24 protein-coding genes and 1 tRNA gene are annotated in these 23,757 nt (G+C 60.7%); 17 read left to right on the top strand and 8 right to left on the bottom strand.

What is annotated here, in order from left to right; genetic code table 11:
* The first annotated feature begins 81 nt into the window (after window positions 1-81).
* Entirely contained in the window at window positions 82-1,506 is a 1,425-nt protein-coding gene (locus tag ACW4QM_RS01715) for an amidophosphoribosyltransferase (protein ID WP_157011884.1), read from the top strand.
* Here the strand turns inward: ACW4QM_RS01715 and ACW4QM_RS01710 are convergent, their stop codons facing one another.
* The gene (locus tag ACW4QM_RS01710) at window positions 1,507-2,523 is read right to left on the bottom strand and encodes a DMT family transporter (protein ID WP_114538953.1); all 1,017 of its coding nucleotides are present in this window, start codon (window positions 2,521-2,523) and stop codon (window positions 1,507-1,509) included. It lies immediately after the preceding gene.
* Window positions 2,524-2,703: 180 nt separating this feature from the next.
* On the opposite strand from ACW4QM_RS01710, the gene ACW4QM_RS01705 reads away from it, so the two are divergent.
* The 4 genes from ACW4QM_RS01705 to ACW4QM_RS01690 all read left to right on the top strand — a co-directional run bounded on the left by ACW4QM_RS01705 (window position 2,704) and on the right by ACW4QM_RS01690 (window position 5,742).
* Window positions 2,704-2,781, top strand: a tRNA-Met gene (locus ACW4QM_RS01705).
* Between the two features lie 52 nt (window positions 2,782-2,833).
* A complete protein-coding gene (locus tag ACW4QM_RS01700; protein WP_114538954.1) occupies window positions 2,834-3,691 on the top strand; it encodes a virulence RhuM family protein in 858 nt (285 codons plus the stop codon).
* Between the two features lie 606 nt (window positions 3,692-4,297).
* Window positions 4,298-4,882 carry a type IV toxin-antitoxin system AbiEi family antitoxin domain-containing protein gene (locus ACW4QM_RS01695; protein WP_302011579.1) on the top strand — a complete coding sequence of 195 codons (585 nt, stop codon included), beginning with the start codon at window positions 4,298-4,300 and terminating at the stop codon, window positions 4,880-4,882.
* Window positions 4,879-5,742 carry a nucleotidyl transferase AbiEii/AbiGii toxin family protein gene (locus tag ACW4QM_RS01690; RefSeq protein ID WP_114538955.1) on the top strand — a complete coding sequence of 288 codons (864 nt, stop codon included), beginning with the start codon at window positions 4,879-4,881 and terminating at the stop codon, window positions 5,740-5,742. Before ACW4QM_RS01695 ends, ACW4QM_RS01690 begins: the two co-directional genes overlap by 4 nt.
* 234 nt (window positions 5,743-5,976) lie before the next feature.
* Here ACW4QM_RS01690 and ACW4QM_RS01685 read toward each other — a convergent pair whose 3' ends face one another.
* The 3 genes from ACW4QM_RS01685 to ACW4QM_RS01675 form a co-directional block, all read right to left on the bottom strand.
* On the bottom strand, window positions 5,977-6,483 hold the full coding sequence (locus ACW4QM_RS01685) for a MarR family winged helix-turn-helix transcriptional regulator (protein ID WP_114538956.1): 507 nt from the start codon (window positions 6,481-6,483) through the stop codon (window positions 5,977-5,979).
* Between the two features lie 149 nt (window positions 6,484-6,632).
* Window positions 6,633-8,162: a RyR domain-containing protein gene (locus ACW4QM_RS01680; RefSeq protein ID WP_181869643.1), complete on the bottom strand. Its 1,530-nt coding sequence runs from the start codon at window positions 8,160-8,162 to the stop codon at window positions 6,633-6,635.
* Between the two features lie 111 nt (window positions 8,163-8,273).
* Window positions 8,274-10,391 (bottom strand): toll/interleukin-1 receptor domain-containing protein, encoded by a 2,118-nt coding sequence (locus ACW4QM_RS01675; protein WP_227069493.1) that lies wholly within the window; start codon window positions 10,389-10,391, stop codon window positions 8,274-8,276.
* A gap of 181 nt (window positions 10,392-10,572) precedes the next feature.
* On the opposite strand from ACW4QM_RS01675, the gene ACW4QM_RS01670 reads away from it, so the two are divergent.
* The 5 genes from ACW4QM_RS01670 (at window position 10,573) to ACW4QM_RS01650 (ending at window position 12,742) form a co-directional block, all read left to right on the top strand.
* Complete coding sequence (locus tag ACW4QM_RS01670; RefSeq protein ID WP_161128135.1) at window positions 10,573-11,091, top strand: ankyrin repeat domain-containing protein; 519 nt, start codon at window positions 10,573-10,575, stop codon at window positions 11,089-11,091.
* Window positions 11,092-11,124: 33 nt separating this feature from the next.
* Window positions 11,125-11,517, top strand: a complete 393-nt coding sequence (locus tag ACW4QM_RS01665; RefSeq protein ID WP_117283581.1) for a hypothetical protein — start codon at window positions 11,125-11,127, stop codon at window positions 11,515-11,517.
* Between the two features lie 115 nt (window positions 11,518-11,632).
* Complete coding sequence (locus ACW4QM_RS01660; RefSeq protein WP_117283580.1) at window positions 11,633-11,824, top strand: zinc-ribbon domain-containing protein; 192 nt, start codon at window positions 11,633-11,635, stop codon at window positions 11,822-11,824.
* A 142-nt stretch (window positions 11,825-11,966) separates the two neighbouring features.
* Entirely contained in the window at window positions 11,967-12,290 is a 324-nt protein-coding gene (locus tag ACW4QM_RS01655; protein ID WP_117283579.1) for a type II toxin-antitoxin system RelB/DinJ family antitoxin, read from the top strand.
* Window positions 12,287-12,742, top strand: a complete 456-nt coding sequence (locus ACW4QM_RS01650) for a PIN domain-containing protein (RefSeq protein ID WP_161128136.1) — start codon at window positions 12,287-12,289, stop codon at window positions 12,740-12,742. Before ACW4QM_RS01655 ends, ACW4QM_RS01650 begins: the two co-directional genes overlap by 4 nt.
* Window positions 12,743-12,871: 129 nt before the next feature.
* Here the strand turns inward: ACW4QM_RS01650 and ACW4QM_RS01645 are convergent, their stop codons facing one another.
* The 3 genes from ACW4QM_RS01645 to ACW4QM_RS01635 all read right to left on the bottom strand — a co-directional run bounded on the left by ACW4QM_RS01645 (window position 12,872) and on the right by ACW4QM_RS01635 (window position 15,508).
* Window positions 12,872-13,339: a hypothetical protein gene (locus ACW4QM_RS01645; RefSeq protein ID WP_161128137.1), complete on the bottom strand. Its 468-nt coding sequence runs from the start codon at window positions 13,337-13,339 to the stop codon at window positions 12,872-12,874.
* Window positions 13,340-13,417: 78 nt separating this feature from the next.
* Window positions 13,418-14,827: an RNA-binding domain-containing protein gene (locus ACW4QM_RS01640; RefSeq protein ID WP_455798141.1), complete on the bottom strand. Its 1,410-nt coding sequence runs from the start codon at window positions 14,825-14,827 to the stop codon at window positions 13,418-13,420.
* 156 nt (window positions 14,828-14,983) lie between these two features.
* On the bottom strand, window positions 14,984-15,508 hold the full coding sequence (locus ACW4QM_RS01635; protein ID WP_117283575.1) for a ferredoxin domain-containing protein: 525 nt from the start codon (window positions 15,506-15,508) through the stop codon (window positions 14,984-14,986).
* A 194-nt stretch (window positions 15,509-15,702) separates the two neighbouring features.
* Between ACW4QM_RS01635 and ACW4QM_RS01630 the strand changes: the two genes are divergently transcribed.
* The 6 genes from ACW4QM_RS01630 (at window position 15,703) to ACW4QM_RS01605 (ending at window position 22,274) form a co-directional block, all read left to right on the top strand.
* Window positions 15,703-16,572, top strand: coding sequence for an ABC transporter ATP-binding protein (locus tag ACW4QM_RS01630; RefSeq protein WP_181869646.1), 870 nt, complete (start codon window positions 15,703-15,705; stop codon window positions 16,570-16,572).
* Window positions 16,569-17,381: an ABC transporter permease gene (locus ACW4QM_RS01625; protein WP_302222718.1), complete on the top strand. Its 813-nt coding sequence runs from the start codon at window positions 16,569-16,571 to the stop codon at window positions 17,379-17,381. Before ACW4QM_RS01630 ends, ACW4QM_RS01625 begins: the two co-directional genes overlap by 4 nt.
* 180 nt (window positions 17,382-17,561) lie before the next feature.
* Window positions 17,562-19,166, top strand: coding sequence for a helicase HerA-like domain-containing protein (locus ACW4QM_RS01620; RefSeq protein ID WP_417179501.1), 1,605 nt, complete (start codon window positions 17,562-17,564; stop codon window positions 19,164-19,166).
* Between the two features lie 26 nt (window positions 19,167-19,192).
* Window positions 19,193-20,056, top strand: coding sequence for a GH25 family lysozyme (locus ACW4QM_RS01615; protein WP_455798140.1), 864 nt, complete (start codon window positions 19,193-19,195; stop codon window positions 20,054-20,056).
* Window positions 20,057-20,240: 184 nt separating this feature from the next.
* Entirely contained in the window at window positions 20,241-21,302 is a 1,062-nt protein-coding gene (locus tag ACW4QM_RS01610) for a nucleoid-associated protein (protein WP_455798139.1), read from the top strand.
* Between the two features lie 114 nt (window positions 21,303-21,416).
* Window positions 21,417-22,274 carry a pyridoxamine kinase gene (locus tag ACW4QM_RS01605; RefSeq protein WP_114549348.1) on the top strand — a complete coding sequence of 286 codons (858 nt, stop codon included), beginning with the start codon at window positions 21,417-21,419 and terminating at the stop codon, window positions 22,272-22,274.
* Window positions 22,275-22,622: 348 nt separating this feature from the next.
* Here ACW4QM_RS01605 and ACW4QM_RS01600 read toward each other — a convergent pair whose 3' ends face one another.
* Entirely contained in the window at window positions 22,623-23,162 is a 540-nt protein-coding gene (locus tag ACW4QM_RS01600; RefSeq protein ID WP_114538972.1) for a winged helix-turn-helix transcriptional regulator, read from the bottom strand.
* A gap of 127 nt (window positions 23,163-23,289) precedes the next feature.
* Here ACW4QM_RS01600 and ACW4QM_RS01595 point away from each other — a divergent pair, with 127 nt between their 5' ends.
* The gene (locus ACW4QM_RS01595) at window positions 23,290-23,691 is read left to right on the top strand and encodes a pyridoxamine 5'-phosphate oxidase family protein (protein WP_114538973.1); all 402 of its coding nucleotides are present in this window, start codon (window positions 23,290-23,292) and stop codon (window positions 23,689-23,691) included.
* Window positions 23,692-23,757: the final 66 nt, after the last annotated feature.

Here is a 23,757-nt window from a genome sequence, read left to right as displayed (position 1 = left end):
CAATTAACCGCAAGGCAACAATCGTTCAGGCGCACCATTTATACTTTGATCTATCGTTGAAACACTAAGACGGAGGATTTCATGGGCGGCTTTTTCGGAGCGGTTTCCAAGCGCGACGTGGTGATGGATGTTTTCTTCGGCGTCGATTACCACTCGCATCTCGGCACGCGTCGAGCGGGCATGATCGTGCTTGACCACGAGGATGGCTACCAGCGTCAGATTCACTCTATCGAGAACACGCCGTTCCGCACGAAATTCGAGGACGACATCGTGCGCTTCCACGGCACGAGCGCCATCGGATGCATCTCGGACGCCGACCCGCAGCCGCTGCTCGTGCGCTCGCATTTGGGCACCTTCGCTATCACGACCATCGGTGCCATCAACAATGCCGAGGCCTTGGTGGAAGAGTATTTCGAGGATCACGATGCGCAGTTTATGGCGCTCAGCTCTGGCGCGGTGAACTCAACCGAGCTGGTGGCGGCGCTCATCAACCAGAAGGATGACCTGGTCGCCGGCATCCAGTATGCCCAATCGAAGATTGACGGTTCGCTCACGCTGCTCATTATGACCGAGGACGGCGACATCATTGCGGCCCGCGACTTCATGGGTCGCTTGCCGGTGCTTGTGGGCGCCGACGATGACGGCCACTGCGTTGCCTTCGAGAGCTTTGCCTATCACAAGCTGGGCTATCACGACGAGTACGAGCTGGGCCCGGCGGAGATCGTGCGGCTTACGCCCGATGCGGTTGAGGTACTCTCGCCGGCGCGCGACGAGATGAAGATGTGCGCGTTCATGTGGGTGTACTACGGCTACCCGAACTCCAACTACGAGGGTATGAACGTGGAAGTGATGCGCTACCGCAACGGTGCCATCATGGCTCGCGACGAGGCAGCGCGCGGCGCGTGCCCCGAGGTGGACTTCGTGGCCGGCGTGCCCGATTCCGGCATCCCCCATGCCATCGGCTATTCGACCGAGAGCAAGATGCCCTTCGGTCGTCCGTTTATCAAGTACACACCCACCTGGCCGCGGTCGTTCATGCCGGCGAACCAGGATCTGCGCAACAAGATCGCCAACATGAAGCAGGTGCCGGTGCCCGAGCTCATCCGCGACAAGAAGCTCTTGTTCGTGGATGACTCCATCGTGCGCGGCACCCAGCTGCGCGAGACGGTGAACTTTCTGTACGACTCCGGTGCCGCTGAGGTACACATGCGCAGCGCGTGCCCGCCCATCATGTACAGCTGCAAGTATCTGAGCTTCTCGTCTAGCAAGTCGGACATGGATCTCATCGCACGCCGGGTGGTCGACCAGCTGGAAGGCGAGGAGGGCGTGGCGCACCTGTCCGAGTACGCCGACGCCCGCACCGAGCGCGGCCAGTGCCTGCTGAAGACCATCTGCGAGGACATGGGCTTCGATTCCCTGAGCTACCAGAGCCTCCAGGGCATGATAGAGGCCATCGGCATCGACCCAGAGAAAATCTGCACCTACTGCTGGGATGGCCGGGAATAGCTAGCGCATGAACGCATCGGCCTCTTCGAGGTCGGTTGCCTGGGTTTCGACTTGTTTGCAATCGAGGGCGGCGGCTTCGGCTGTCGCCCTTGCTTTTTGGGCTGCGATCTTTTCAGCGCGCAGGGGCAAATACTCGCTGACGACGATGCCGACGAAGATGAGGGCGAATCCCAGGTAGGCGGAAATCGCCGGCGCCTCGCCCAAGAGCAGGATGGAGAACGTCACGCCGAACACCGATTCGGTGGCCAGAAACAGCGCTGCCTGGGCCGGATCAACGCGGGCCACGGCGGCGTTTTGCAATCCTAGGGCCACGCAAGAGGCGAACACGGTGATGTAGATGAGGCTCATCCAAGTGTCGGCGCCCAGCTGGCTGAAGTCAGGCATGGGCTCGGTGATAAGCCCGGTGATGAGGCCCAGCAGGCCCGCCACGATGAACTGAATGACCGTGAGCAGCATCATAGAGCGTCCCGGCGCGTACTTCGCCGTGTACAGCACGTGGAAGCTGAGCCAGAGAGCCGAGGCCAGCGTGATGAAGTCGCCGAAGCGCAGCGAGAACTCGCCGATGCCGGCATAGGCCACGCAGCCCACGCCGGTGACGCACAGGATAGCCGCCGCAATGTTGTAGCGGGTCGGGCGCTTCCGAATGATGATCCATCCGAGGAAGGGGATGATCACGCAGTACAGCGTGGTGAGAAACGAGCTGTTGGAGGCGGTGGTGTCCGTGAGTCCCGTGGAGTTGAACCAGTAGGAGAGGAACAGAAAGACGCCCAGCACCGCGCCGTCGCGCAGATGTCCGCGCTTGTTGCGGGCGAAGGCGCGGGAGATGCGCGGTGCCGTGGCAATGCCGAGGATGATGCCGGCCAGGGTGAAGCGGACGCCTACGATCCACGCGGGCGGGAACTCGTCGACGGTGGACTTGATGACCACCGTGCCCATGCCCCAAATGGCGGCCGCCAAAAGCAGCGCCGCCTTGTAGGCCCACGAGGGCAGTCCGTTTTGTCTGATCTGGGAAAGCATAGGCGGCATCATAGCACGGAGTAGGGTGGTCGTCCGTGTACGATGCGACAAATCGTGTTGGAGGCTATTGGGACGGCGAACATGTGCAGGAATTGTGCCGAATGAGGTGAAGTGTGATCGAAGACTTGCAATTCGCGCTCAGGCGAGTAATATATATCCTTGCCCTTTGAGGTAACCCATTGCGGGGTGGAGCAGTCTGGTCAGCTCGTCGGGCTCATAACCCGAAGGTCGGTGGTTCAAATCCGCCCCCCGCGACCAAGAATTGTCAGCCGCTGAGTTCGCTCGGCGGCTTTTTTGTTTAGCATGAGAAGTGCGATGGGCTTGGGGAAGACGTTCTTGGGGATGCCTTTTTGGACGCGATAAGTCGACGATCTCTCGGCACATCCAAAATGTTTTCGATGAGGGAGAACTCGAAGAATGCTCAACTGTTGCAAATTTTGCAACAGTTCAAGTCGAGGGAGGGCGCGAGGTTGAGCGTCTGGTCGAGCACTACAACCTCGATGTCATCATCTCTGTAGGTTATCGCGTGAAGTCCCAGCAGGGCGTTCGTTTTCGGCAATGGGCTACGTGCGTTCTCAAGGAGTACGCTGTCAAAGGTTTCGCGCTCGATGATCGCCGGCTCAAGGACGGTCGCAGCCGCTATTTCCGCGAGCTGCTGCAGCGGGTTCGCGATATTCGTTCTAGCGAACGCAACCTCTATCAGCAGGTAACGGACATTTATGCGACGGCCATCGACTATGATCCGAAATCCTCTATGATGCGCACGTTCTTCGCTACCGTGCAGAACAAACTTCATTACGCTGTTCACGAGCGCACGGCGGCTGAGGTCATCTACGACCGCGTCGACCGCGACAAGCCGCTTGTGGGTATGACGACGTTCGATGGCGACTACCTCACTAAAGCTGACGTATGCATTGCGAAAAACTATCTCACCGAAAAAGAGTTGCAAACGCTCAATCTGCTGGTCGCTCGTTTTCTCGATTATGCCGAATTGCAGGCTCTAGAAGAGCGAGCGATGACCATGGCCGAATGGGTTGAAGAGCTTGATCGGGAAATCGTCAACTCGCGTCGAGCGCTGCTCGAAGGGCATAGAGCCATCTCCCACAAGCAGGCTATCGAGAAAGCCGAGAAGGAGTTCGAAGCTTACCAACGCTGTCGGTTCAGATGATGTATGAGATGCTCCGCGATAAAGGTGCCCGCAAGTCTGGCGCTATAAGTGCTGTTGATGTCGATCGTTTTATAACGCGCATGCGCCCTGAGGAAAGGGTTGCGCGCGCTGAGAGCTTTGCACAACGATGGGAGATCGAGAGGTAGTAGGCTCTTTGTCGCCGTAGCCATGGTTCCTCCCGTGCAGCTTGGGTGGCGGATGGACCCTGAACGAACTGCGCAAGGAGACGTTCTTCTCAGGGCTTGCTTGGCGTGTAGTAGATACGATTAGTGGTTGAGCCTTCAGCGACGAGCAACCTGCCATCAGCAAATTGAGGGATCAAGTGTCGTGGTGTCCGTTCACTGATTTCAAGCTCTGCGGCGACCTCAAGGATTGCCCGTTCTCGTGCGTTACGGCCGGTAGCCGCCTATTGGAATTTAAGCAAGAGGTTGGACAGTGCCAGCGAAGAGAGTTCCACTGAATCTTGGTAGATGGCGTGACGCTCATAGTGGTGCCTACTGGATGGATGGAAGGAAGGCGGGTGCGTTCTTCCGATTTTTCCGTTGTCCGTATTAACTGAATATGAGAAAATATTCAGTGTAAACGGACAATGAGAAGGTGGTGGGGGTGCAGGCTATCATTGACTTGGCGGAATCGAGCAGCGGCCTGGTGACGACGGCGCAGGTTGTGGACGCCGGGATTCCCCGTGCGCGAATTTCGGACATGGTGAAGGCGGGCAAGCTTGAGCGTGTGCAGCGTGGCGTCTACCGCATGGCGGACGCATGGGAGGACGAATTTCTTGCCGCACAGCTCCGCTTCCCCAAGGGCATTCTCTCGGATGGAACTGCTCTCTACCTTCATGGCTACGCTGACCGCGTGCCGTTTCAGCTTACGATGACCTTCCCGCGCTCGTACGGAGCTACCAAGGTGCGTGAGGCGGGCATCGAGGTGCGCACGTGCGCGGATGAGGTGCTCGGCCTGGGGCTTACGACGGTCAGAACCCCGTACGGCAACGAAGTGAGCGCCTATGACCTGGAGCGCACGCTCTGCGACATCGTCCGGGGGCATCGCGCCGTTGACGTGCAGGTGGTCAACCCGGCGATGAAGCAGTACGTCCGCAGCCGCGAGAAGGACGTCCAGAAGCTGCTGGGCTACGCGCGGGCGCTTGGTGTGGAGAAAAAGATACGAAACTACCTGGAGGTGCTGCTGTGAGAACTAAAAATGCGATGCAGCTCAAGGCCATCATCAGCAATCGCGCCAAGGAAGGAGGGGTGCCCCCGCAGCTCGTGATGCAGAGTTACCTGCTTGAACGGTTGCTCGAGCGGATATCCCTCTCGCCCTGGCGTGACAGCGTTGTCGTCAAGGGAGGCGTGCTCATCAGCTCGCTGATGGGCGTTGACAGGCGGAGCACCAAGGACCTCGACGCGACGGTTCGCGGCTTCCCGCTTACCCACGAGAATGCAGAGAGGGCGTTCCGCGAGATCGCGGCCGTGGAGGCCGATGACGACTTCTCGTTCGAGTTCGTCCGCACGGAGGACATACGCGAGACAGATGACTACCCGGGCATACGCGTGCACCTGTTGGCCAGTTATGAGAAGATGCGCTCGCCTGTCACCGTCGATGTGACCACGGGCGACAAGATCACGCCCGACGCTGTCGAGTACAGCTATCCTCTCATGTTCGACAACCGCTCACTCTCGCTAATGGCTTACCCGCTCCCCACCACGCTGGCGGAAAAGTTGGAGACGGTCGTGAGCCGCGGCATCGCGAACACACGCCCGCGCGACTACTACGACCTGCGCATGCTCTGGCTCACAAGGAGGGCGGAGGTGGAGCCAGACGTGCTCCGGGACGCCCTTGCGGCTACATCCGGGAAGCGCGGCACGCTTGCCGCGATGGGCAGCTACCGCGCGGTGATGGCCGAGGTGGCCTCCGACGCCGTCATGCGGGATCGATGGGCGGCGTACGCCCGCAAGTATCCGTACGTGGGCGACATGACCCTCGCCGGGACATGCGAGACGGTTGTAGCGATCATGGAGGCCATTGACTGGCAGGCGTGCTTTGCTGAGTAGCTACTGCGCAATACTGAGTAATCAATCATTACGCAATATGTAACACTGTTGTGGGTCGCGAGAGCTTTGACCCCCTCCATCCAACAACCCGTCACGGCAGAGTTTTTGAAGGGTGGCGAAAGCGGTTTTGCAGGTAACGCCCGCGGCGTCAACGAGAGCCTTCGTCGTCCTACTTTCCTTGCGACCATAAAAGAGCCGCCGAGCTCATTCGATCGGCGGCTCTTTCGCTCTGTTTTAGCGTCGGCAGCAGCCGTGGTTGTGATGGTGGCCGGGTTTGCGGTCGCGACAGCCCTTGACGGCGATGGTGCGGTAATCGACGCCCATGGCCTTGCAGTTATCGATCACCTTTCCGGTCAGCTTCAGCAGGCACTCGCGCTCCTTGTCGGACAGGCCCTCCAGCACCTCGTCGGCCGCGCGGTCCTCGGCGGCCAGGCGCTTCTCGACGACCATGGTGCCCTTGTCGGTCAGCGCTACGGACAGCTTGCCCTTCTTGCTGGTGGCAAAGCGCACGTAGCCGTTCTCCTGGGCCTTCTCGGCCACGCGAACGACCTCGTGGCCGTCCCAGCCGAGACGCTCCTCCAGCTTCTTCAGCGACAGTTTCCCGTCGCCGAACTTGTAGAGCACCTTACACATGGCGCCCTGCCCGCTTTTGAAGCTGCGCGGGCCGCACTTGTGCATGGCCAGCTTGCTGTAGTTGGTCGCCACTTTCAGTTGATGCAGAACCTGAGTCGATTCAATCATGATGAGCCTTCTTTCGTCGATGGACGCCCGCAGGGGCAGGCGCGACCTCCATCTTAGAAGCCCCCGACGTCGCCGCGCCAGAAGCAGCCGCCAACCATTACCGACCCGTTGCTGCTTCACCACGGCGCTATTGCGCGGGAAAGGCGCCGCTACTTCACCACGGCCAGGTTCACGCTGGCCAGCAGGCTGGGAATGCTGCGCACGGCCGAGCGGTTCCATTCCTTGGCGCGGTCGGGCAGCTCCTCCCACGGCACCATGTAGGGGCTGCGCCGGCGCTCCACGTCCTTGGCGGTGCCGTAGCGCCAGCCGGCGCGCTGCCGCTCGCGCAGCCAACGGCGGTGCTCCAGAATGGCCAGGCATTCCACCTCGCTTGCGGTAAAGGCGGTCACGCAGCGCTCGGGGTAGCAGCTGCCCGCGGGCAGCACCTCGTAGCCGAGCGTTTCCAGCTTGCTGTGAATGCTGCTGATGTAGGCGATGGAGGAGTCGCGCAAATCGGGCGGCAGGCTCGCGAAGGAGGCGTACTCCTGGTCGGTCTGCGACGCGATGCGGTCGGTCGTGTAGCGCAGAAACGACGTCTGGGCCAGCTCGGTGATGACGTCGGTCTTTCCGGCGTACCCCTGGCTGGCCAGCAAGTCGGGCGAATCGACCAGCAGCGGCCGCGCGCTCGCCGGGCCGTAAAGGGCGCAGACCCAGATGTTCCAGACGAGCTGCTCTTTGCTGATGAGCCACGCGGGAAGGTTGCTGCCGTATCCGTCGGTTTCGAAACTGGGTTGGCGCTCGCGCTCTTCGCGGATGACGGCGATCAGCTCCGGGACGGAGAACTCGCTCCAAGGGCAGGGCTCGCTGGAAAGGTCGCGGTGGTAGGCGTCCAGCGCCTCGTAGCATGATTCGAGGAAGTAATCGCAGACCGCTCCACCGAAGTCGAGCTCGACGAAACGGGCGTGCAGCGTGTCGATGATGGCGTTCATGACGGCGCAGTCGTCCCACCACGGGCCGCTGACCAGCTCGATGCGGTTCTGCAGGCACCAGGCGGGCAGGATGTCGAACAGGGCGGTGAGGGAGCTTTCAGTTCCTAGGCCCTCGTAGCCGACGGCCTCGGCCTCCATGGTGTCTAGCAGAGCGCGCAGTGCCTCAAGGGAGGCTTCGGACTCGCTTCCGCTTGCGGCGATCTGGCTGATGGCGCGCTTGAAATCGGGAAGAGGGCCTTTTCCCGCGCGATCCCGATCGTGGGATCCCCGCCGTCGGTTCAGGGCGAAAGGCGGGCAGAAGCGCTCGAAGGTGGCCACGGCCTCGTTGGGCGACAGCGTGTTCAGCTTGAGGGTGTGCGCCGTCCAAACCGAGAGGGCCTGCAGGCACTGCCGGGCGTTCTCTGGCCGCTCGCAGGCTTCGAAAACGCGCGATTCGTAGGCGGCACGCCAGTAATTAGCGTTGAAGAGCAGCCGGTCGACGGCCGCCTGGGTTCCGCGGCGAAGGGCGGCGCTGTCCGTTGACTCGAGAGGCGTCTTGGCCGTCGCCTTTGCGTTCGCTTCGTCCTCGTTGAACGTGAAGGCAAGATAGGCGGACAGGGCCACTTTCAGAAGCTCGATGGGCTTGATGTCCTCACGCTTTTGGTGCTCCCGCTCAAGCGCGAGCTTGACGGCGTCAACGGGAAGGGACGCGCGCTGTCTGACTTTCGTCATTGGTTGGCCAATCCCTCCCTTCTTTCCGCGTGCGCTATGGCGCATTCCGCATGATAACGTGCCTATCATACCTGCCGTAAGCACCGACATTGGGCAATGAAGGGGCATGCGCTACGATTGGCCGACGGCCTGGCGCGCATAGGCCAGAAGCTCGTCGAGGGTGAACTCCTCGGCAACGGTGCTGTCGCAGAAAGGCCGGAACAGATAACAGTAGATGCGGTTCAGCCGGTCGGCGGTGTGCAGGTAGGCTACAAGATTGCCGTAATTGTCCGCACCCAGCCATGCGCCATTGAGGGTAAACGGAACTGCGGTCGTGCTGGAATCGGTGCTGGTTGTGACGTCGAACAACGGACTGATCACGTTGAGCGTGGCATCGCTAAGGGCCAGCGAGATGGCGTAGCGGTCTTCTTCGACGAAGCAGGGTTGGGCTGCGACGATGGAGGCGGCGAATTCCTGCTCGTAGACGACCTCGCCTGTTGTAAGGCTGAAGGCGTAGAGCTTCTTCCCGGCCGCGGCAAGGACCAGATCTTCTCCGCAGTGGAGAATGTCGACTATTTTCGGGACGCTAGCGAAGGGCTGCGGGGTATCGTTCCTAGTGCTGACGGTGACAGCGAAGGTGTCCTCGTAGGTCCAAAGGGTCTCGAAGCCGTCGCCCGTGTTTCTGGCGACGGTGATGGAGAAGGGGTAGTTGTTGATGCCGTCGCTGCTGTTCTCGATATTTGCCGCTGCAAAGGCGACGAGGTCGTCTTTGCAGTGCACCGATTGGATCGTGGCATCGGAAACGGTGTCTTGGCGTGCGGTTTCATCGGCGAGATTGAAGGTGACGAGCGCCGTATCGAGCGCATAATAGGCCCTTGCAGGCGCTTTCTGAATGCAGAAGGTGTCGAGGTTCGCCATACGCGGGAACTGGTCGACGGGCATCTCGGCGCCTGCGAGGAGATTCTTCGCTTGCGCGTCAACGAGAAAAGCCGCTATGGAACGAGTGCCATACGTGAGCAGCCCGAAGTCGGAGGAGCCCGTCTCGTTCTCGAGCGGTATTGCCGTAAGCGGGTAGATGTCATCCAGATCCAAGAGGACTTCATTAGTGAGGGGATCAATGACCACAACGCCGCCTGGCCCCGTTACATTGCCCATAACGAGGCACGAAGGGGATATGGCCTTGATAAACCAGTCTCTCGCAGGAACTGTGTCATCCCTCAGCTCAAAGACGTGGGGTGTTGCCGTGCCCGTAAGCGTTCCGTTGTCGGCGTTGTAGAGGGACACGGTTCCTGTGGCGTCGAGGACGGCGGCCCAGGTACCTTCCTGGCTGTAGGTGACATCTACGATTTCCCCGTCCGTTTCGAACAGATAGAACGGCGTCCAGGGCTGCTCCGGATCGGGATTGAGCGCTAGAATCTTTTCGAGGGCGGCTTGGGCTTCGGGAACGAGCGGCCGGCTAGTGTCGCTCTCGGAAGAGGGGAGGGCTTGAAGCGCAGTCTCGATGGCCTGCGCGGTCTCCCCCTGGGCGTACTGGTCGAGCGCCTGGGCGGCGAGGCTCTTCGATTCCGCGATGAGCGCCGCCTCGCTGGTTTGGTGAAATTGGAAGGCGAAGACGCCGACGGCGGCGATGGTGAGGGCCGCTGCCACGGACGCGAGGGCAATGCGCTTGCGCTTGCGGGCTCGCTCGCGTTGGCGGAGATCGTCGTAGCTGCAGCCGGCGACGGCGGCGATGATGCGCAGCAGTTCGGCCTTGCGCTTGGCCTTAGCCTCCGGACGCAGATCGGCGGCGAGGGGCTCGGCCGGCATTTCCCGCAAAACGCCGCTGGCGTCGGGTATCAGGCGCGTCTTCAGAATGGGCGGAATGCTTTCCTCGGGACTGCCTGCGGCCAGCACGCAAATGATGCGCTCGCGCCCGTGGAGCTGCTCGAACATCTCGATTTCTCGTCGCACCCAGGGGCTTTCCTGCGTTTCCGGCGAGCAAATGACAATTAGTGCGCGCGAAGCCGCCAATGCCTCCCGAATGCTGTCGGGCAGCGAGTGCGAAGCCGCAAGCTCGTCCTCGTCGCGAAAGCATTTGCCGAGTTTAGGGGGACGAAAGGCTTGGTGCGCCTGCGCAACATGCCGTGGTAGCCGGTATTCCTCAATCGCCCGCTGCACCTCACAAGCCACCTCCGCGTCCCGAGGCAAATGCCGATAGCTAATAAAGGCTGCATAACCGGGGGATGAAGTATGTGTTGCCGCGTTTCGCATGAGGGGAATTATAAGGGACATGTTGCTGTTGGAAGTGAGTAACGTCATTGGGCAATGGAGTAATTGGGGACAGTGTAGGCTGTCTTACAGAGATCAACTACGCATGAAACTAAATGGCGATCGAATTAAATACCAGCTTCGTAAATTATGTTAGATCGCACAGTAAGAAGAGAGGGCAGTAATGCGAATTGATATTGCTGAGGCCATGATTTGTGAAATGATTCTCAAGTCAATAGAACAGGATGACGTGAAGGCCATTGAGGCTGTGTTGAGTGGAGGCGTTGATCCCAACAAACCGCTTCCCTCCACAGGGTTCTCTATGCTTTATGTCGCGGCAACAATGCCAGGAGATCATGCAGAAGTTGTACAGGTTCTTCTAAATGGGGGCGCAAGGCCTAATGGGCTCACACATGAGGGGCTAAGTCCTCTTTATGTAGCTGCGCAGCAGGGCAATAGTAAATGCATGCGTGCTCTCATAAGAGCGGGCGCAGATGTTAATTTCACTACACGAGGATATCAGGCGACGCCATTAATTAATGCATCTGAAGAAGGAATGCTGGGGGCTGTTCAGGCTCTTGTCGAAGCGGGCGCAGATGTAAATCGAAGGAACAAATTAGGCACAACAGCATTGGGGAGCGCAATTAAAAGCGGACACCTTCACGTGGCGAATTATCTTCAATCGCACGGTGCAATTCAGTAGCGTATGCACGATGCGAAGAAAGGATGCAAGGGTATGCATACCAGCGAAGAGGCATTTGAAAGCGAGGCGCAGGCCATAAGCATTCTCAAGCAATGGGCACTTTCTTCGGAGCGCGACGAGCTTGAGGTTGGGCTGCTGTCGGATTGTCTCGCGGCTCGAAAAGACGGGACGGATTTTGTGCCAGTCCCCAACTACATATGGGGCTTAACTTCGAATGACGTAGTATGGGAACTAAGGGGTGCGGGTGATGGCATGGCGTTCTATAAATATCAGTTTATCTCCAACCCGTTGGTGCGGGGCGAGGTTGGACCTTTGCCTTATGACGTAAGTGAAACTCATTTGATGGCTCATATAAAGGCGTCCTTTGTGACCAGACAGATATTTGGAGCGGCAAGTTTAGCTCGGAAAATGCAGGATGTCTTGTAGGCAAAAGACGCATTTGTTTTATGAGTAGAGTCAGTTTGCTCTTCTCGCTTTGCTTTGCATAAAGCAGATGCTCTCTGCTGGTGTGGAGAGTGCCTTTAGATGAAAGGAATTTGTTATGGCTCTCGATAATTGTCCCGATTGCGGCCGTGAAATTTCTGCGACTGCCAAGGTGTGCCCACATTGTGGCGGCAAGACGCGATATGCCAGGAAAACCGAGGACGATAAAGCTTCATCGTTGGTAATTGGTCTGTTTATAGTGATGGGGATTTTCACATTCCTTTCTATCGTAGCCGGTTCTGTAGGTTAGTTCTTCGGAATGGTTACGTGCTCCCCGTCGTTTCTGAGATCGCAGCATATTAATTGCGTTCGGAGAGATGGCTGTACGTCCCGTTGCCCTGTTCCCATGTTATAATGTACAACGTACAACATTGAAAAGCTAGGAGCGGGTTATGGGCAATGCGGAGGCTATGGTTACGGCTCGGATGGGGGTTGGGAAGAAGGAGGAGGGCAATCGCGTTTTGGCCTCTTTGGGGACCAATGCGTCGAAGGCGGTCAACCAGCTTTACGATTACGTGATCGAGAGGGGTGCTCTTCCCTTCGATGCTCGGGCGGAAGAGAGGCGGCCGCACAGTCGGGCCGAGGTTGAAGCCGCGGTGGGCTTGGTGGACAGCTTGGTGGCCCCGGTGGCCGAGCCCTATCGGAGCATGTCGACGAAAGATGCGCGGCTGGCTCGGCTGGGCGTTTCTGGTGCCGCAGGGGAGGGTCGCCGATGAAGCTGCTGCTCGATACCAACATCTTGCTGGATTGCATGATGGACCGGCAACCTTTCGCTGCCGATGTCCGCAAGCTGCTCATCTTGGGCGCGCTCGGCGAGGTCGATCTGTGGATGAGCCCATCGCAGTTCGCGGACGCGTTCTACTTGCTGACGGAGGGTGGCAAGCCGTGCCTTGCGGAGGCGGTGAAGTTTCGCTTGCTGAAAGTGAAGCGGCTGGCGCGCATCTGCACGCTGGGGGAGTACGACATCGAGAACACTCTGGAATCGCCGTGGTCCGATTTCGAAGACGCCTGTCTCTACCAGTGTGCCAAGAGGCTGCGCGTCGAGGCCATCATCACGCGCAACCAAGCCGACTTCGAGCGCTCGACCATTCCCGTCTACGACTGCGCCGAGTTCTTCGCCCGCCTCAAGGACGCTCATGGTCTCGTGTACGAGGAGATTGACTGGTAGGATGCTGTGGCTTGCAGTTCAAACACTCCGTTGCACTTTTTGACATCTTCACATCGCCGATTTCTACACTTCTTCGATTCTTCGCCCTGCATTTTTGTAAAGATCCGAAGGCCTTGGACAGCAGCGCTCCTATAGCGCGCCTGCGCGGTAGGCGTTGATGGCGGCAAGGGTGATGTCGGCGAAGTGTTGGATGGCACCGACTTGAACCCAGCGGCCGTCCTCGCGGTAGCGCAGGGAGAGGTTGGCGTCGCGGCCGCGGCGCAAGTGTCCGATGGAGAGCGTCACGTTGCCGGGGATCTCCCGCGTGTCGATGTGTGTTTCAATGCTCGGACCGCCCAAAGCCCAGGCAGCGAGCCCCGCGTCGGTAAGGCTGCCGGTCTCTTGGTAGACGGCAAGCGCCGCCCACAGCCCGAAGCCGTCATCTTCCTCGGTCTGGTAGACGTGCTTCTCGGTGCGCCCCGGCAGGCCGGCGCACACGATATGGGACTGCTTCGTGAAGTGGTAGCGCTGGCCGTTGGCGATAATGCCCCAGGTGAAAACCTCCCACCGGCCCGTGCCGTCCTTCGCTTCAAAGCTCGCGAGTGCGTGGTCTGTCATGGTGGCTCTCCTGGTTTCTCGTGCTTGCGTAGTTAAATCGGCTGTTGCGGTCGTGACGTTTCGGCTCCCCGGATCGTTTTATCTGCGATTCGGGCGATAAATGCGACTCGGGCCGTTGCCCTGCGGAGTGAGCCGATCCCGTTCGACAAGCTCGCTTAGGGTGCGCTGGGCTGTACGGCGGGAAATTCCCGCATCAACCAGGTCAGCAGTTCGCACCCCGCCATTGCTCTCGGCCAGCTTTAAGGCGAGAGAGGCAACCTCGTCAATGCCGTCCTTTTGGGCGCTCTGTTTGTCGGGCGAATTGCTCACCGCCTGGATTGCGGGAATGGTCGGTACGAATGCTCTGAAAATCAGACCCTCCTCCAACTCGGGGTCGCGGCCCGTGTAGAGACGAGAATTCTTGAACAGCTCGCGCGTGCCGCTGCCCAGCTCTTCGGCCAGACCGATGTGCACGAAGAACGAAGCGATGAGAGGGTTCTTCGGGAGGGGGCTGAAGGTGTCAGGCTCCAAGGGCCCTTCGAAAGAAGCCCGGCTGGCGTTCTCGGTTCGAATGCCCTCATTGTCAATGATGACTTTTGCCGGGAAGGGGCTGGTGAACTCGCGATGAATGAGACAGTTGACGACCAGCTCGCGCACGATGGTATCGCGGGGGCTGAGGGCGAAGTCTCCTTCCATAAGAAAGCGGTCTGGAAGATGTTTCCTGCAGAACCCGGCGATCTGGGCATAGGCGTCTATGAGGTTGGTGGTAGCCACGAGCCGATCGTCGTGGCGGTTCGTGTCGTGCTGGCGCACAAGTGCATCGGTTTTGTAGGTGGGGCACAGCGATCGAATAACCTCGTCCTTGCCGAGAAGAACGACGGCTGCCAAGTTATAGCCCTGCTTTCCCGTTGAGTAGTCTTTGCCGAAGAGCCCGGCCGATTCGACGAGCTGCGCGTTCGTCATGGCTCCCCACGGATGGTCTTTTCTCTTCGCGAGAGCGAGTCGCCGGGCCTCGTCAATGAGGTCTTCTCTCAGGTCGCTCAGGGATACATGCTCGAAAATGCGCTGTTCGGTATAGATTCCCTGCTTGCGAATGCAGAGCTCGGCGAGAGGAGCGCTTCCGCGCACAACGACATCGGCATCCCCGCGCCGTTCGTATACTTTGCCCTTGTAGCTGTGCATCTGCGGGCTGTTGGGAACGTCGATCTTGATGATTTGGCGGTCACCGATCTCGATATGCTCGAATTCCATGGAGACGGGCACGTCGAAGGCGTTGGGGTTGTTGACGACATTGAGGACGTTTCTCGTGATGGGAAGCACCTGGGCTGGATCGATGCCCGTGAGAGAGCCGTCGTCCTCTACGCCGAGCAGGATAGTGCCGCCGAACGTGTTGGCGAACGCGCAGATGGTTTCGAAGAGATCCTTTTCAGGCTGGTTGCCGCAACGCTTGAATTCGATGCGGTCGTTCTCGCCCTCTTCGATAATGTCTCGCAGTTGATGCGCGTTCACGGTGACCACCCCTTCGGAATCGTGCCATGGCGCGATTATGGCGCGATTGGCGCGATTATGGCGCGATTATGGCGCGATTGGCGCGATTATGGCGCGATTGGCGCGATTATGGCGCGATTTCTGGAACATGCTGGAGCGGATGCGACCGCAGCTGACCTACCCGCGGTCGAAGAACGGGCTTTTGGAGCTGATGCTTACCGGGATAGCGTACACCTGCCCCACGCCTTCGCCGAGCAGGCTCAGCTGTTGGGCGGCTAGGCCGGCGGAGAACATGATGCGGGTGTCGACGCCGAAGGCCTGGGCGCGCGACACGGCGGCGCCGAGGGCGATGCCCACGTCTACGGAGTTCACCTCGCAGGGAACGCCTGGCGTGCGCTCGCCGCAGGTGGCGAAACCGCAGTGGCCGCAGTTGAGCCCCTGGGCTTTTTCGCGCGTGCCCACGAGCGCCACGCAGAGGCTTTTGCGCACACAGTTGGCGTCGCGCAGGAAGAATGCGAACCCGCGATCCTCGCCGACGGCCTCCATGGTGCAGGCGAGCGCTTCCAAATCGTCGCCGTCCACCACGGCGCATTCCACGACATCGACGCCTTTGCCCTTGGGCGCCGTCCGCGCTGCCACCACCATCTTCTGCGCGATGTCCAGCGCCTGCGCCTTTCGAATGTCCCTCTCGTCGTAAACCATGCCGCCTCGCTTTCGTCGCTTTCGCGCTTGTCGTGCGTTTCTGGTTCCATCTTACTACGGCAATCGCCTCGTATGGTCGAGCGCGTGCAGGCGCTCGCATAGCGACTGGATCACAAACGGTGGGCACTTGTTGCGGAGATCGCGGGGTCGGGTATCATGCTCGCATGGCGTTATTCGAGGCAGGACATATCGGGGTGCAGTTTCGTCGCGACGGGCAGCCGTTCGCGCCCTTTGCGGATGTGGGTTTCTCGCTGGAGGCGGGCTGCTTGTACAACCTCACGGGGCCTTCCGGATCGGGAAAGTCCACTCTGTTGAACGCGTGCGCGCTCATGCTGCCGCGCTCGGGCGGCACGCTGACGCTCGAGGGTGTTCCCGTTGATCGGTTCAAGCCGATGGAATGGCGCCGGCGCGTGTGCCTGGTGCCTCAGGCTGCGTCGTTGGTGCCCGGCACGGTGCGGGACAACCTGCTGTTTCCCTGGACGCTGAAGGTGAATGCCGGCTCGCCGAAGCCCGATGACGACGTGCTGAACGAGATGCTTTCCCTGGCGATGCTCGATGGCGTGACGCTCGATCACGCGGCGGCTCAGCTCTCGGGCGGCCAGCTTGCTCGGGTGGCGTTGCTGCGGGCCTTCGCCACACGACCGACCGTGCTGCTGCTCGATGAGGTGGAAGCGGCGCTTGATGAGGAGTCGGCCGTGGCCGTCAGTCGGCTTACGCGGGCGATGCTCGCGGGCGGGGCCGCCTGCTTGCGCATCCGCCATCGGGCCGAGGATGGCTACGCGTACGGGGTGTTCACGCTGGCCGATGGGAAGATGACCTACCATCAAAACGAGATCACGGCCGACAACGCACCCGCTACAAGCGCGGGGAAAGGATGCGACTCGCGAGCCGATGAAGTGCTTGCGAAGCTGAAGGCGGTGCCCAGTGCGCCTTCCGGTGTTTCCCCTCTTGTTGGTTCCGCATTCGACCCAGTCGCATCGCCAAGGAGCGACTCGCCGTCTTTGCGACCTGCGCCGGCCGACCGAAAGCCGGTCGAGCCCTCTGCGAAGGGGGGCTCCCGATGACCGGCGGCGTGGTGAACATCGGATATGTGGAACTGGTGGGCGCGAGTCTGCTCATGTTGGTGGCGGGCATCGTGTCGTGGCGCATGGGACTCGGGCAGACCCGCCGCATCGCCGTCTCTACCGTGCGGGCGTTTCTGCAGCTGCTCGCCATGGGCTTGCTTCTGGGCTACCTTTTCAAGTACCAGACGTGGTGGCTCGTGTGTCTGGTGCTGCTGGGCATGTGCATCGCGGCGACGCAGATCGCCACGGGCCGCACGAACAAGGTCGTGCGGGGGCTTTGGGCCGACATCTTCCTTTCTATTACCGTGTCGTCCATGGTCATCGCGTTCATCGTGGTGGAAGGCATCATCCACGCCGATCCGTGGTACAACGCCATGCAGCTCGTGCCCATCTCGGGCATGATTCTCGGCAACACGCTGGCCGCGGCAGCGGTGGCCACCGACCGCCTGTTTGCTAGCATGGATTCCCGTGCGAACGAGATATACATGATGGTTGCTTTGGGCGCCACTCCGCGTGAGGCGGCGTTTCCTTCCATCAAGGCGGCGGTGGGCGCCGGCATGACGCCGCTTTTGGCCCAGCTGTCGGCGGCGGGCATCGTGCAGATTCCCGGCATGATGTCCGGCCAGATTCTGACGGGTGCCGATCCTGTTATCGCGGCGAAGTACCAGATCGTCGTGCTGCTCATGATTTCGGCGGCCACGACGCTCTCCGTTGTGATCATCTGCTTTCTCGCTTACAAGAAGCGCTTCTCCGTCGAAGGCTACTACTTGTCGCCGGCCCTGCGCGACGATGCCGGCGGGGCGGCCTAGCCTGGCGGCGCGGCCTCACGGGCGAGACCAACTAGCCTGGCAGCGGACGTGACCTTCCGGGCGAGACCGCCTAGCTGGCAAGCCTACGGTATGCCAACGGGTTGGTGCGAGGCGGCCGGGCGGCCGGGGCGTTCCCGTACCATGGAGGCGACGTTTGCCCCGACCGGTTAGGAGGCTCCCATGCTCGAAGGCGATAAGATCAAGGTGGCGCAGGGCGAGAATCCCTGCTATCTGCTGCTGAACCAGGCGAACCGCCACGGGCTCATTGCAGGAGCCTCGGGCACGGGCAAGACGGTCACCATGAAGGTGCTGGCCGAAGGGTTCGCCCAGGCCGGCGTGCCTGTGTTCATGGCTGACGTGAAGGGCGACGTCACTGGTATGGCCCAACCCGGCGACGACACCGAGAAGGTGCGCGAGCGCGCGGCCGCTCTGGGCGCCGCAGGCTGGGAGCCTCGGGGTTGCGACGTGCGCCTGTGGGATATGCTCGGCGGCGACGGCGTGCCCGTGCGCATCACCATTTCCGACATGGGGCCCGACTTGTTGGCGCGGCTGCTGGGGCTGACCGACGTGCAGCGCGGCGTGCTGGCCATCGCCTTCCGCATGGCCGACGATAACGGCATGCTGCTCATCGATCTGAAGGACCTGCGCGCCATGCTCGGGTATCTCTCCGAACACGCCAGTGAGGTGGAAGCCTTGTACGGCCGCGTGTCGTCGCAGTCGGTCGGCGCCATTCAACGCGCGCTGCTCACCCTGGAAGATGCGGGCGGCGACATCTTCTTCGGCGAACCGGCGCTGGATATCACTGATTGGCTCGTGACCGACGATGCGGGTCAGGGCACCGTGAACATTCTGAACGCTGCGAAACTCATGGCATCGCCCCAGGTGTACGCCATGTTTCTGCTGTGGATGCTCAGCGAAATCTACGAGCTTCTGCCTGAGGCCGGCGATCTTCCCAAGCCCAAACTCGTGTTCTTCTTCGACGAGGCGCATCTGTTGTTCGACGACATGCCCAAGGAGCTGACCGACAAAATCGTGCAGACCGTGAAGCTCATCCGTTCCAAGGGCGTCGGCGTCTACTTCGTCAGCCAGTCGCCCGCCGACATTCCCGATGAGGTGCTCGCGCAGCTTTCCAACCGCATCCAGCACGGGCTGCGCGCCTACACGCCCGCCGAGCAGAAGGCGGTGCGCGCGGCAGCGGCGGCCTTCCGCGAGAATCCAGCCTTCGATTCCGCCGAGGCATTGCTGGAACTGGGCACCGGCGAAGCGCTCGTGTCGCTGCTGAATGAGGATGGCCAGCCGAGCATTGTGGAACGGGCGCGCGTGCTGCCGCCGGAGTGCCGCATGGCCGCTGCCGATGCGGCGACGCTGGAGGCGATCGGCGTGGCCCAGGCGCATCTGGTGGAGAAGTACGGCGAGGCCATCGATCGCGAGAGTGCCTACGAGAAGCTTGCCGCCGAGAAGAGCGCCGCTGTTGAGGCCGACGCGCTGGCTGCCGAGCGCGCCCAGCTGGAAAAGGAGCGCGCCGAATTCGAGAAGCAGAAGGCCGCCGAGGCCGATCGGGCCGCGAAAGCTGCGGCCAAGGAAGAAGAGCGTGTTGCCAAGGCTGCCGAAAGAGAGGCTGAGCGTGCCCAGAAAGCGGCCGAGAAAGAAGCCGAGCGCGCCGCTCGAGCTGCCGAGAAACAACGCGAGCAGGCCATGAAAACGGTCAGCTCCGTCATCGGCCAGATCGGGCGCGAGACGAGCCGGCAACTTTTGCGGGGGTTGTTTGGGAACTTGCGGAAGTAGGTTCTCGCTGCCGTACAATACTGCCCATGATATTGAATGGCCGCAACATAGATGGGCTGCGGGCGCCCCGGATCGCGACGCTGACGCGGCGACGCTTCGTGGCCGGTGCGGCGTGCGCAGTGGCGTGTGCGGCGGCGGGGCTGCTTGTCGGTTGCGGGTCGTCCTCTAAGTCGGCGGAGGTGGCCGCCATCGAGCCCTACGTGAGTCCCTACGATTGGTCCGGCCTCGTGCGCGAGGGCGAGAAGCTGGCGTACTACGAGAACGATGCGCTCTGTTCGCGCTGGGGCATCGATGTGTCGGAGCACCAGGGCAACGACATCGATTGGGCCGCCGTTGCCGACGCCGGCGTGCAGTTCGCTTTCGCCCGCATCGGCAACCGGGGCGCCACGGAAGGTGCGCTTTCCGCCGACGAGTTCTTCTTCCAGAACGCCATTCGCGCCGGGGAGGTGGGCATCCAGGTGAGCGCCTATTTCTTCTCTCAGGCGTTGACCGAGGACGAGGCTCGCGAGGAGGCCCAGTTCGCCCTGGAAAACCTGCGCGAAACCGAGGCCTCCGGCGCCACCTTTGCCTATGTCGCCTACGACCACGAGCCCGTGGAAATCGAGGGCGCCCGAGCCAACAATCTTTCCAGCGACCAGCTGACCGCCAATGCCCGGGCGTTCTGCGAGGTCATCGCCGCGGCCGGCTACGCGCCCATGCTCTACGGAAACCAGCGCGACTTGCTGCGTCTCGCGCCCGAGCTGCGCGCCGCCTATCCAGTGTGGTTGGCCGAGTACGATGTGGAAGCTCCCACCGCGCCGCTCGACTTCGCCATTTGGCAGTACACCAACGCCGGCAGCGTCCCCGGCATCCCCGCCGACGTCGATTTGAATGTGTGGCTAGAGCCCTAGCGGATGGCCTTTTCCTGTCTCTCCCCTATAATAGGTTGTGCAATCTGATCGGTTCCGACCGATCTTTCGTCATTTTGCAGCCATTTCAAACAGGGTGTTTGAGCTGGGAAAACTAGGGTTTTACCTGGTCAGAGCGTGGCTTGAAAATGACGAAAGATCGGCGTTTTCCACGAGAAGGAGTCCTGTGAATATCAACAACGCCATTCTGCATGTGTTCGATTTCGTGTCCTGCGTGAACGTGTTCGCGCAGGTGCCCATGGATCTGGGGAACAAGGCCGCCAAGCGCTACGTCACGTCCCAGGCCAAGCGGACTTTGAGCAACCTGGACAGCAAGCGCGGCACCTTCGCAGAGAACAGCCTGTTCGCCGAGGAGCTCCGCTCCTATTTTCGGGGCGAGCGCGATTTCGTGGGGCTGTCCCAGCAGATCGGCGAGTTTGTCGTCGGCGAGCTGTCGCGCATGGAGAAGACGCCCTCCACCGACCTGCTCGTCATCGATTTCGAAGGCGACGCCGATCAGACGGTGCGCGAGATGACCGACGAGGAGGCCGAGGCCGCCTACAAGGCCCGCGGCCCGCGCTACTTCGCGATCATTCTGCTGGAGAGCCGCCAGGCCTACATGCACGAAGTGGGCAGCAACGACTTCGGCGACACCGCTACCACCATCGCGCGGCACCACGCCATTCTGCCGAACCCGTCTCAGAAGGTGGCATCCTTCGCGCTCATCTCCGCCGACGACATGGCCGTGTGGTTCGTGGATAAGGAACGAGAGATTGCTGGCGAGAAACGCTGGATCATCCCCGATGGTCTGCTGCAGTGCTCCATGGAGGCCTCGAGTCGCGAAGTGCTGGAAGCGGTGACCACCGTGGTGGAAGAGGTCGCCGAGGAGTTCGGCGCCAACACGGCGGTGGCGCTTTCGCGGGCAAAGGCCTACGTGGCCGAGAATGCCGAGGAGTCCGACGAGGTGGACGCCCGCGAGCTGGGCCGCGAGGTGTTCGCCGACCAGCCCCGCGTCGCCGAGCGCTTCGAGGCCGCTGTGGAAAAGGGCGCCCTGCCCGAGCGCGTCGTGGTGGAAAAAGCCGTGGCCAAGCGGGTCACCAAGAGTCACAAGATCCGCACCGACACGGGCATTGAGCTCACCTTCCCGGCCGAATACGGTGAGAACTCCGATTTCATCGAGTTCTTCAGCACCCCGGACGGCCGCATCGAGATCGCGCTCAAAAACATCGGCGCGATTGAGAACCGCTAGGATACCTATCGGAAAAACCGAGGGCCGTGCGCCTGCAAGAGGGCTAGAATGGGGAACGATTCAACGAACGCCCCTTGCCGGCCCGCGCGGTCGGCCGATTTCGAAGGGAACCTTATGACGAACCTCTACGAACGCGAAGACGCCTACATCCCCCGCGTGGCCGCTATCCACGATTTGTGCGGCTACGGCAAGTGCTCGCTGGGCGTGGCCATTCCGGTGCTGTCCGCCGCCGGCTGCGACGTGTGCCCCGTGCCCACGGGCCTGTTCTCCAGCCACACCGCCTTCCCCGGCTGGTACATGCACGATACCACCGACATTCTGGGCGATTATCTGGCTGCCTGGGCGGGTATTGGCGTGGAATTGGACGCGGTGTATTCCGGGTTCCTCGGCGCCCCCGAGCAGGTAGACATCATCAAGCAGGTGTGGGAGACCTACCCGAAGGCCCTGCGCGTGGTGGATCCGGTCATGGCCGATCACGGCAAGGTGTACCCCACCTACACGCCGGAGCTGGTGGAAGCCATGGGTACGCTGGCCAACGGTGCCGACATCCTGACGCCCAACCTCACCGAGGCGGCCATCATCTTGGGTCGCGAGTGGCAGGGCGCCGACGTGGACGAGCCCACGGTGCGTGAGATGATCCTGGAGCTGCGCGAGCGCGGCGCGAAGAACGTGGTGCTGAAGGGCATCGAGCACGGCGACGGCCTCATCCACAACTACGTGTGGGGCGACGCCATCGACTTCACGGAAACCACCAACGCCAAGCTGCCCTACATGCTGCACGGCACGGGCGACGTGTTCGCGAGCACCCTGCTCGCTGCGGTGATGGCCGGCTCGAACCTGGCCGAGGCCACGGCCTTCGCCGCCGACTTCACGGCCGACGCCATGCTCATCTCCGCCAAGCAGCCCAATTTCGAAGACCGCGGCGTCTCCTTCGAGCCTTTGCTCGGGAAGGTGACAGCCCTGCTGGGGTAAAGGTTCGTGCTTTCGCGCGGCTCGCACCGGGAAGAGTGTGGGCCGCGTTGCAGAGCAGCACATCTACCGCAAGGGTTCGCTATTTTGCGAAATGATGCCGTAGGGCTGATTGAGGCTTCTCTGTATTTCCCCTATTTTTTCCCTTATTTCCCTATTTCTTCCCTTATTCACTTATTCCTTCTCTTATTTTGGGTTCTGAAGGGAAGAGAGGCACGGAAGGGGCTATCTCGTCGCCCATTCGGCCCGTCGCAGCGAAGCCCAGTTCTTCATAACGTGTGGCAAGAAGCTGGTGGAGCGCTGCCCAGTTAAGGCTCTGACCGTCGCCGAGCGGCCCTTCTCTTTCGAATGCTAGTCTTGTGTGAGGACTTCGGCGGCGGCAATGAGAGCCGCTCCATCTACGTGCGTCCGATATGAGTTGTTAATCTCAGCTTCCCAAGTTGCATCCGTCGGAACAACGCGGGCTACTTCATCGCCCTCTTCGTTTAAAGCAACGTAGGCATCGTCCTTGCGACGCACTATGAGCACCTCGCCGGTGTCGCAGCGCACCGAGCTCCGATGCTCGTGCAGCCGCGCGTACTGAGAGCCCCATTCCACCATTGAAAGCAGCACGGGCCTCAGGCTTTGGCCCAAGGCGGTAAGCGTGTACTCTACGCGAGGGGGCACCTCGGCGAAGGTCTCGCGGGTAAGCAGGCCGTTCTCCTCCATGGTACGCAAGTTCTGCGTGAGTACCTTGGTCGACACGCCGCCGAGGGCCTTGCGAATCTGCCCGAAACGTCGCGTTCCGTAGATAAGCTCTCGCAAAATAAGCACCACCCAGCGGCTACTGATGAGCGAAAGGGTAACTTCAACGGGGCAACGAGGAAGAGAATGAGCAGAAGGCGTGGTCATTTTACAGCTCCTACCTTAATAGATTCAAAATGAAACTATATAACAAAATAGTTCCTACTTTCCATAATACTGTACAGCATTATATACTCTCTCCGGCAAATCGCAACCGAGAGAAAGAGAGCGAACCATGCAGGAAGTCGTTGAGTTCCTTACCGCAAATCCCGTCCAGTATCTGGCTACGGTCGGTGCCGATGGGAAGGCGAAGTGCCGCCCCTTCATGTTCCTGATGGAGCACGAAGGAAAGCTGTGGTTCGGCACCAACAATCAGAAGACCGTGTTTGCCGAGATGCAGGAAAATCCGTACGTGGAGGTTTGCGCGTCCACCCCTGATTTCCGGTGGATCCGCTTGGGAGGGAAGGCGGTGTTCGAGGACAATCGCGCCGTGAAAGAAGCCTGCATGAACATCCCCATGCTGAAAGACCAGTACCAGACGGCGGATAACCCCATTTTCGAGGTGTTCTACCTGACTGATGGAGAGGCGACCATTGCCGATATGACTGGCAATGCGCCCACGGTGGTGAAGCTGTAGGCTGCTTTATCGAGAAAAGGAAGCGGATCGGGCTTTCACCTAGCCTCCCCTGTGAGAGCCCATTCG

This window comes from Adlercreutzia sp. CNCM I-6207 (assembly GCF_977072305.1).
The sequence above is the reverse complement of the archived record's forward strand: the minus strand, read 5'-3'. Positions and strand labels throughout refer to the sequence as shown.

What these genes read in the sequence shown, in the direction of transcription:
- ACW4QM_RS01715 (WP_157011884.1), top strand. Translation starts at nt 82, where the DNA reads ATGGGCGGCTTTTTCGGAGCGGTTTCCAAGCGCGACGTGGTGATGGAT.
- ACW4QM_RS01710 (WP_114538953.1), bottom strand. Translation starts at nt 2,523, where the DNA reads ATGCTTTCCCAGATCAGACAAAACGGACTGCCCTCGTGGGCCTACAAG.
- ACW4QM_RS01685 (WP_114538956.1), bottom strand. Translation starts at nt 6,483, where the DNA reads ATGATTGAATCGACTCAGGTTCTGCATCAACTGAAAGTGGCGACCAAC.
- ACW4QM_RS01680 (WP_181869643.1), bottom strand. Translation starts at nt 8,162, where the DNA reads ATGACGAAAGTCAGACAGCGCGCGTCCCTTCCCGTTGACGCCGTCAAG.
- ACW4QM_RS01675 (WP_227069493.1), bottom strand. Translation starts at nt 10,391, where the DNA reads ATGCGAAACGCGGCAACACATACTTCATCCCCCGGTTATGCAGCCTTT.
- ACW4QM_RS01670 (WP_161128135.1), top strand. Translation starts at nt 10,573, where the DNA reads ATGCGAATTGATATTGCTGAGGCCATGATTTGTGAAATGATTCTCAAG.
- ACW4QM_RS01665 (WP_117283581.1), top strand. Translation starts at nt 11,125, where the DNA reads ATGCATACCAGCGAAGAGGCATTTGAAAGCGAGGCGCAGGCCATAAGC.
- ACW4QM_RS01660 (WP_117283580.1), top strand. Translation starts at nt 11,633, where the DNA reads ATGGCTCTCGATAATTGTCCCGATTGCGGCCGTGAAATTTCTGCGACT.
- ACW4QM_RS01655 (WP_117283579.1), top strand. Translation starts at nt 11,967, where the DNA reads ATGGGCAATGCGGAGGCTATGGTTACGGCTCGGATGGGGGTTGGGAAG.
- ACW4QM_RS01650 (WP_161128136.1), top strand. Translation starts at nt 12,287, where the DNA reads ATGAAGCTGCTGCTCGATACCAACATCTTGCTGGATTGCATGATGGAC.
- ACW4QM_RS01645 (WP_161128137.1), bottom strand. Translation starts at nt 13,339, where the DNA reads ATGACAGACCACGCACTCGCGAGCTTTGAAGCGAAGGACGGCACGGGC.
- ACW4QM_RS01635 (WP_117283575.1), bottom strand. Translation starts at nt 15,508, where the DNA reads ATGGTTTACGACGAGAGGGACATTCGAAAGGCGCAGGCGCTGGACATC.
- ACW4QM_RS01625 (WP_302222718.1), top strand. Translation starts at nt 16,569, where the DNA reads ATGACCGGCGGCGTGGTGAACATCGGATATGTGGAACTGGTGGGCGCG.
- ACW4QM_RS01620 (WP_417179501.1), top strand. Translation starts at nt 17,562, where the DNA reads ATGCTCGAAGGCGATAAGATCAAGGTGGCGCAGGGCGAGAATCCCTGC.
- ACW4QM_RS01615 (WP_455798140.1), top strand. Translation starts at nt 19,193, where the DNA reads ATGATATTGAATGGCCGCAACATAGATGGGCTGCGGGCGCCCCGGATC.
- ACW4QM_RS01605 (WP_114549348.1), top strand. Translation starts at nt 21,417, where the DNA reads ATGACGAACCTCTACGAACGCGAAGACGCCTACATCCCCCGCGTGGCC.
- ACW4QM_RS01600 (WP_114538972.1), bottom strand. Translation starts at nt 23,162, where the DNA reads ATGACCACGCCTTCTGCTCATTCTCTTCCTCGTTGCCCCGTTGAAGTT.
- ACW4QM_RS01595 (WP_114538973.1), top strand. Translation starts at nt 23,290, where the DNA reads ATGCAGGAAGTCGTTGAGTTCCTTACCGCAAATCCCGTCCAGTATCTG.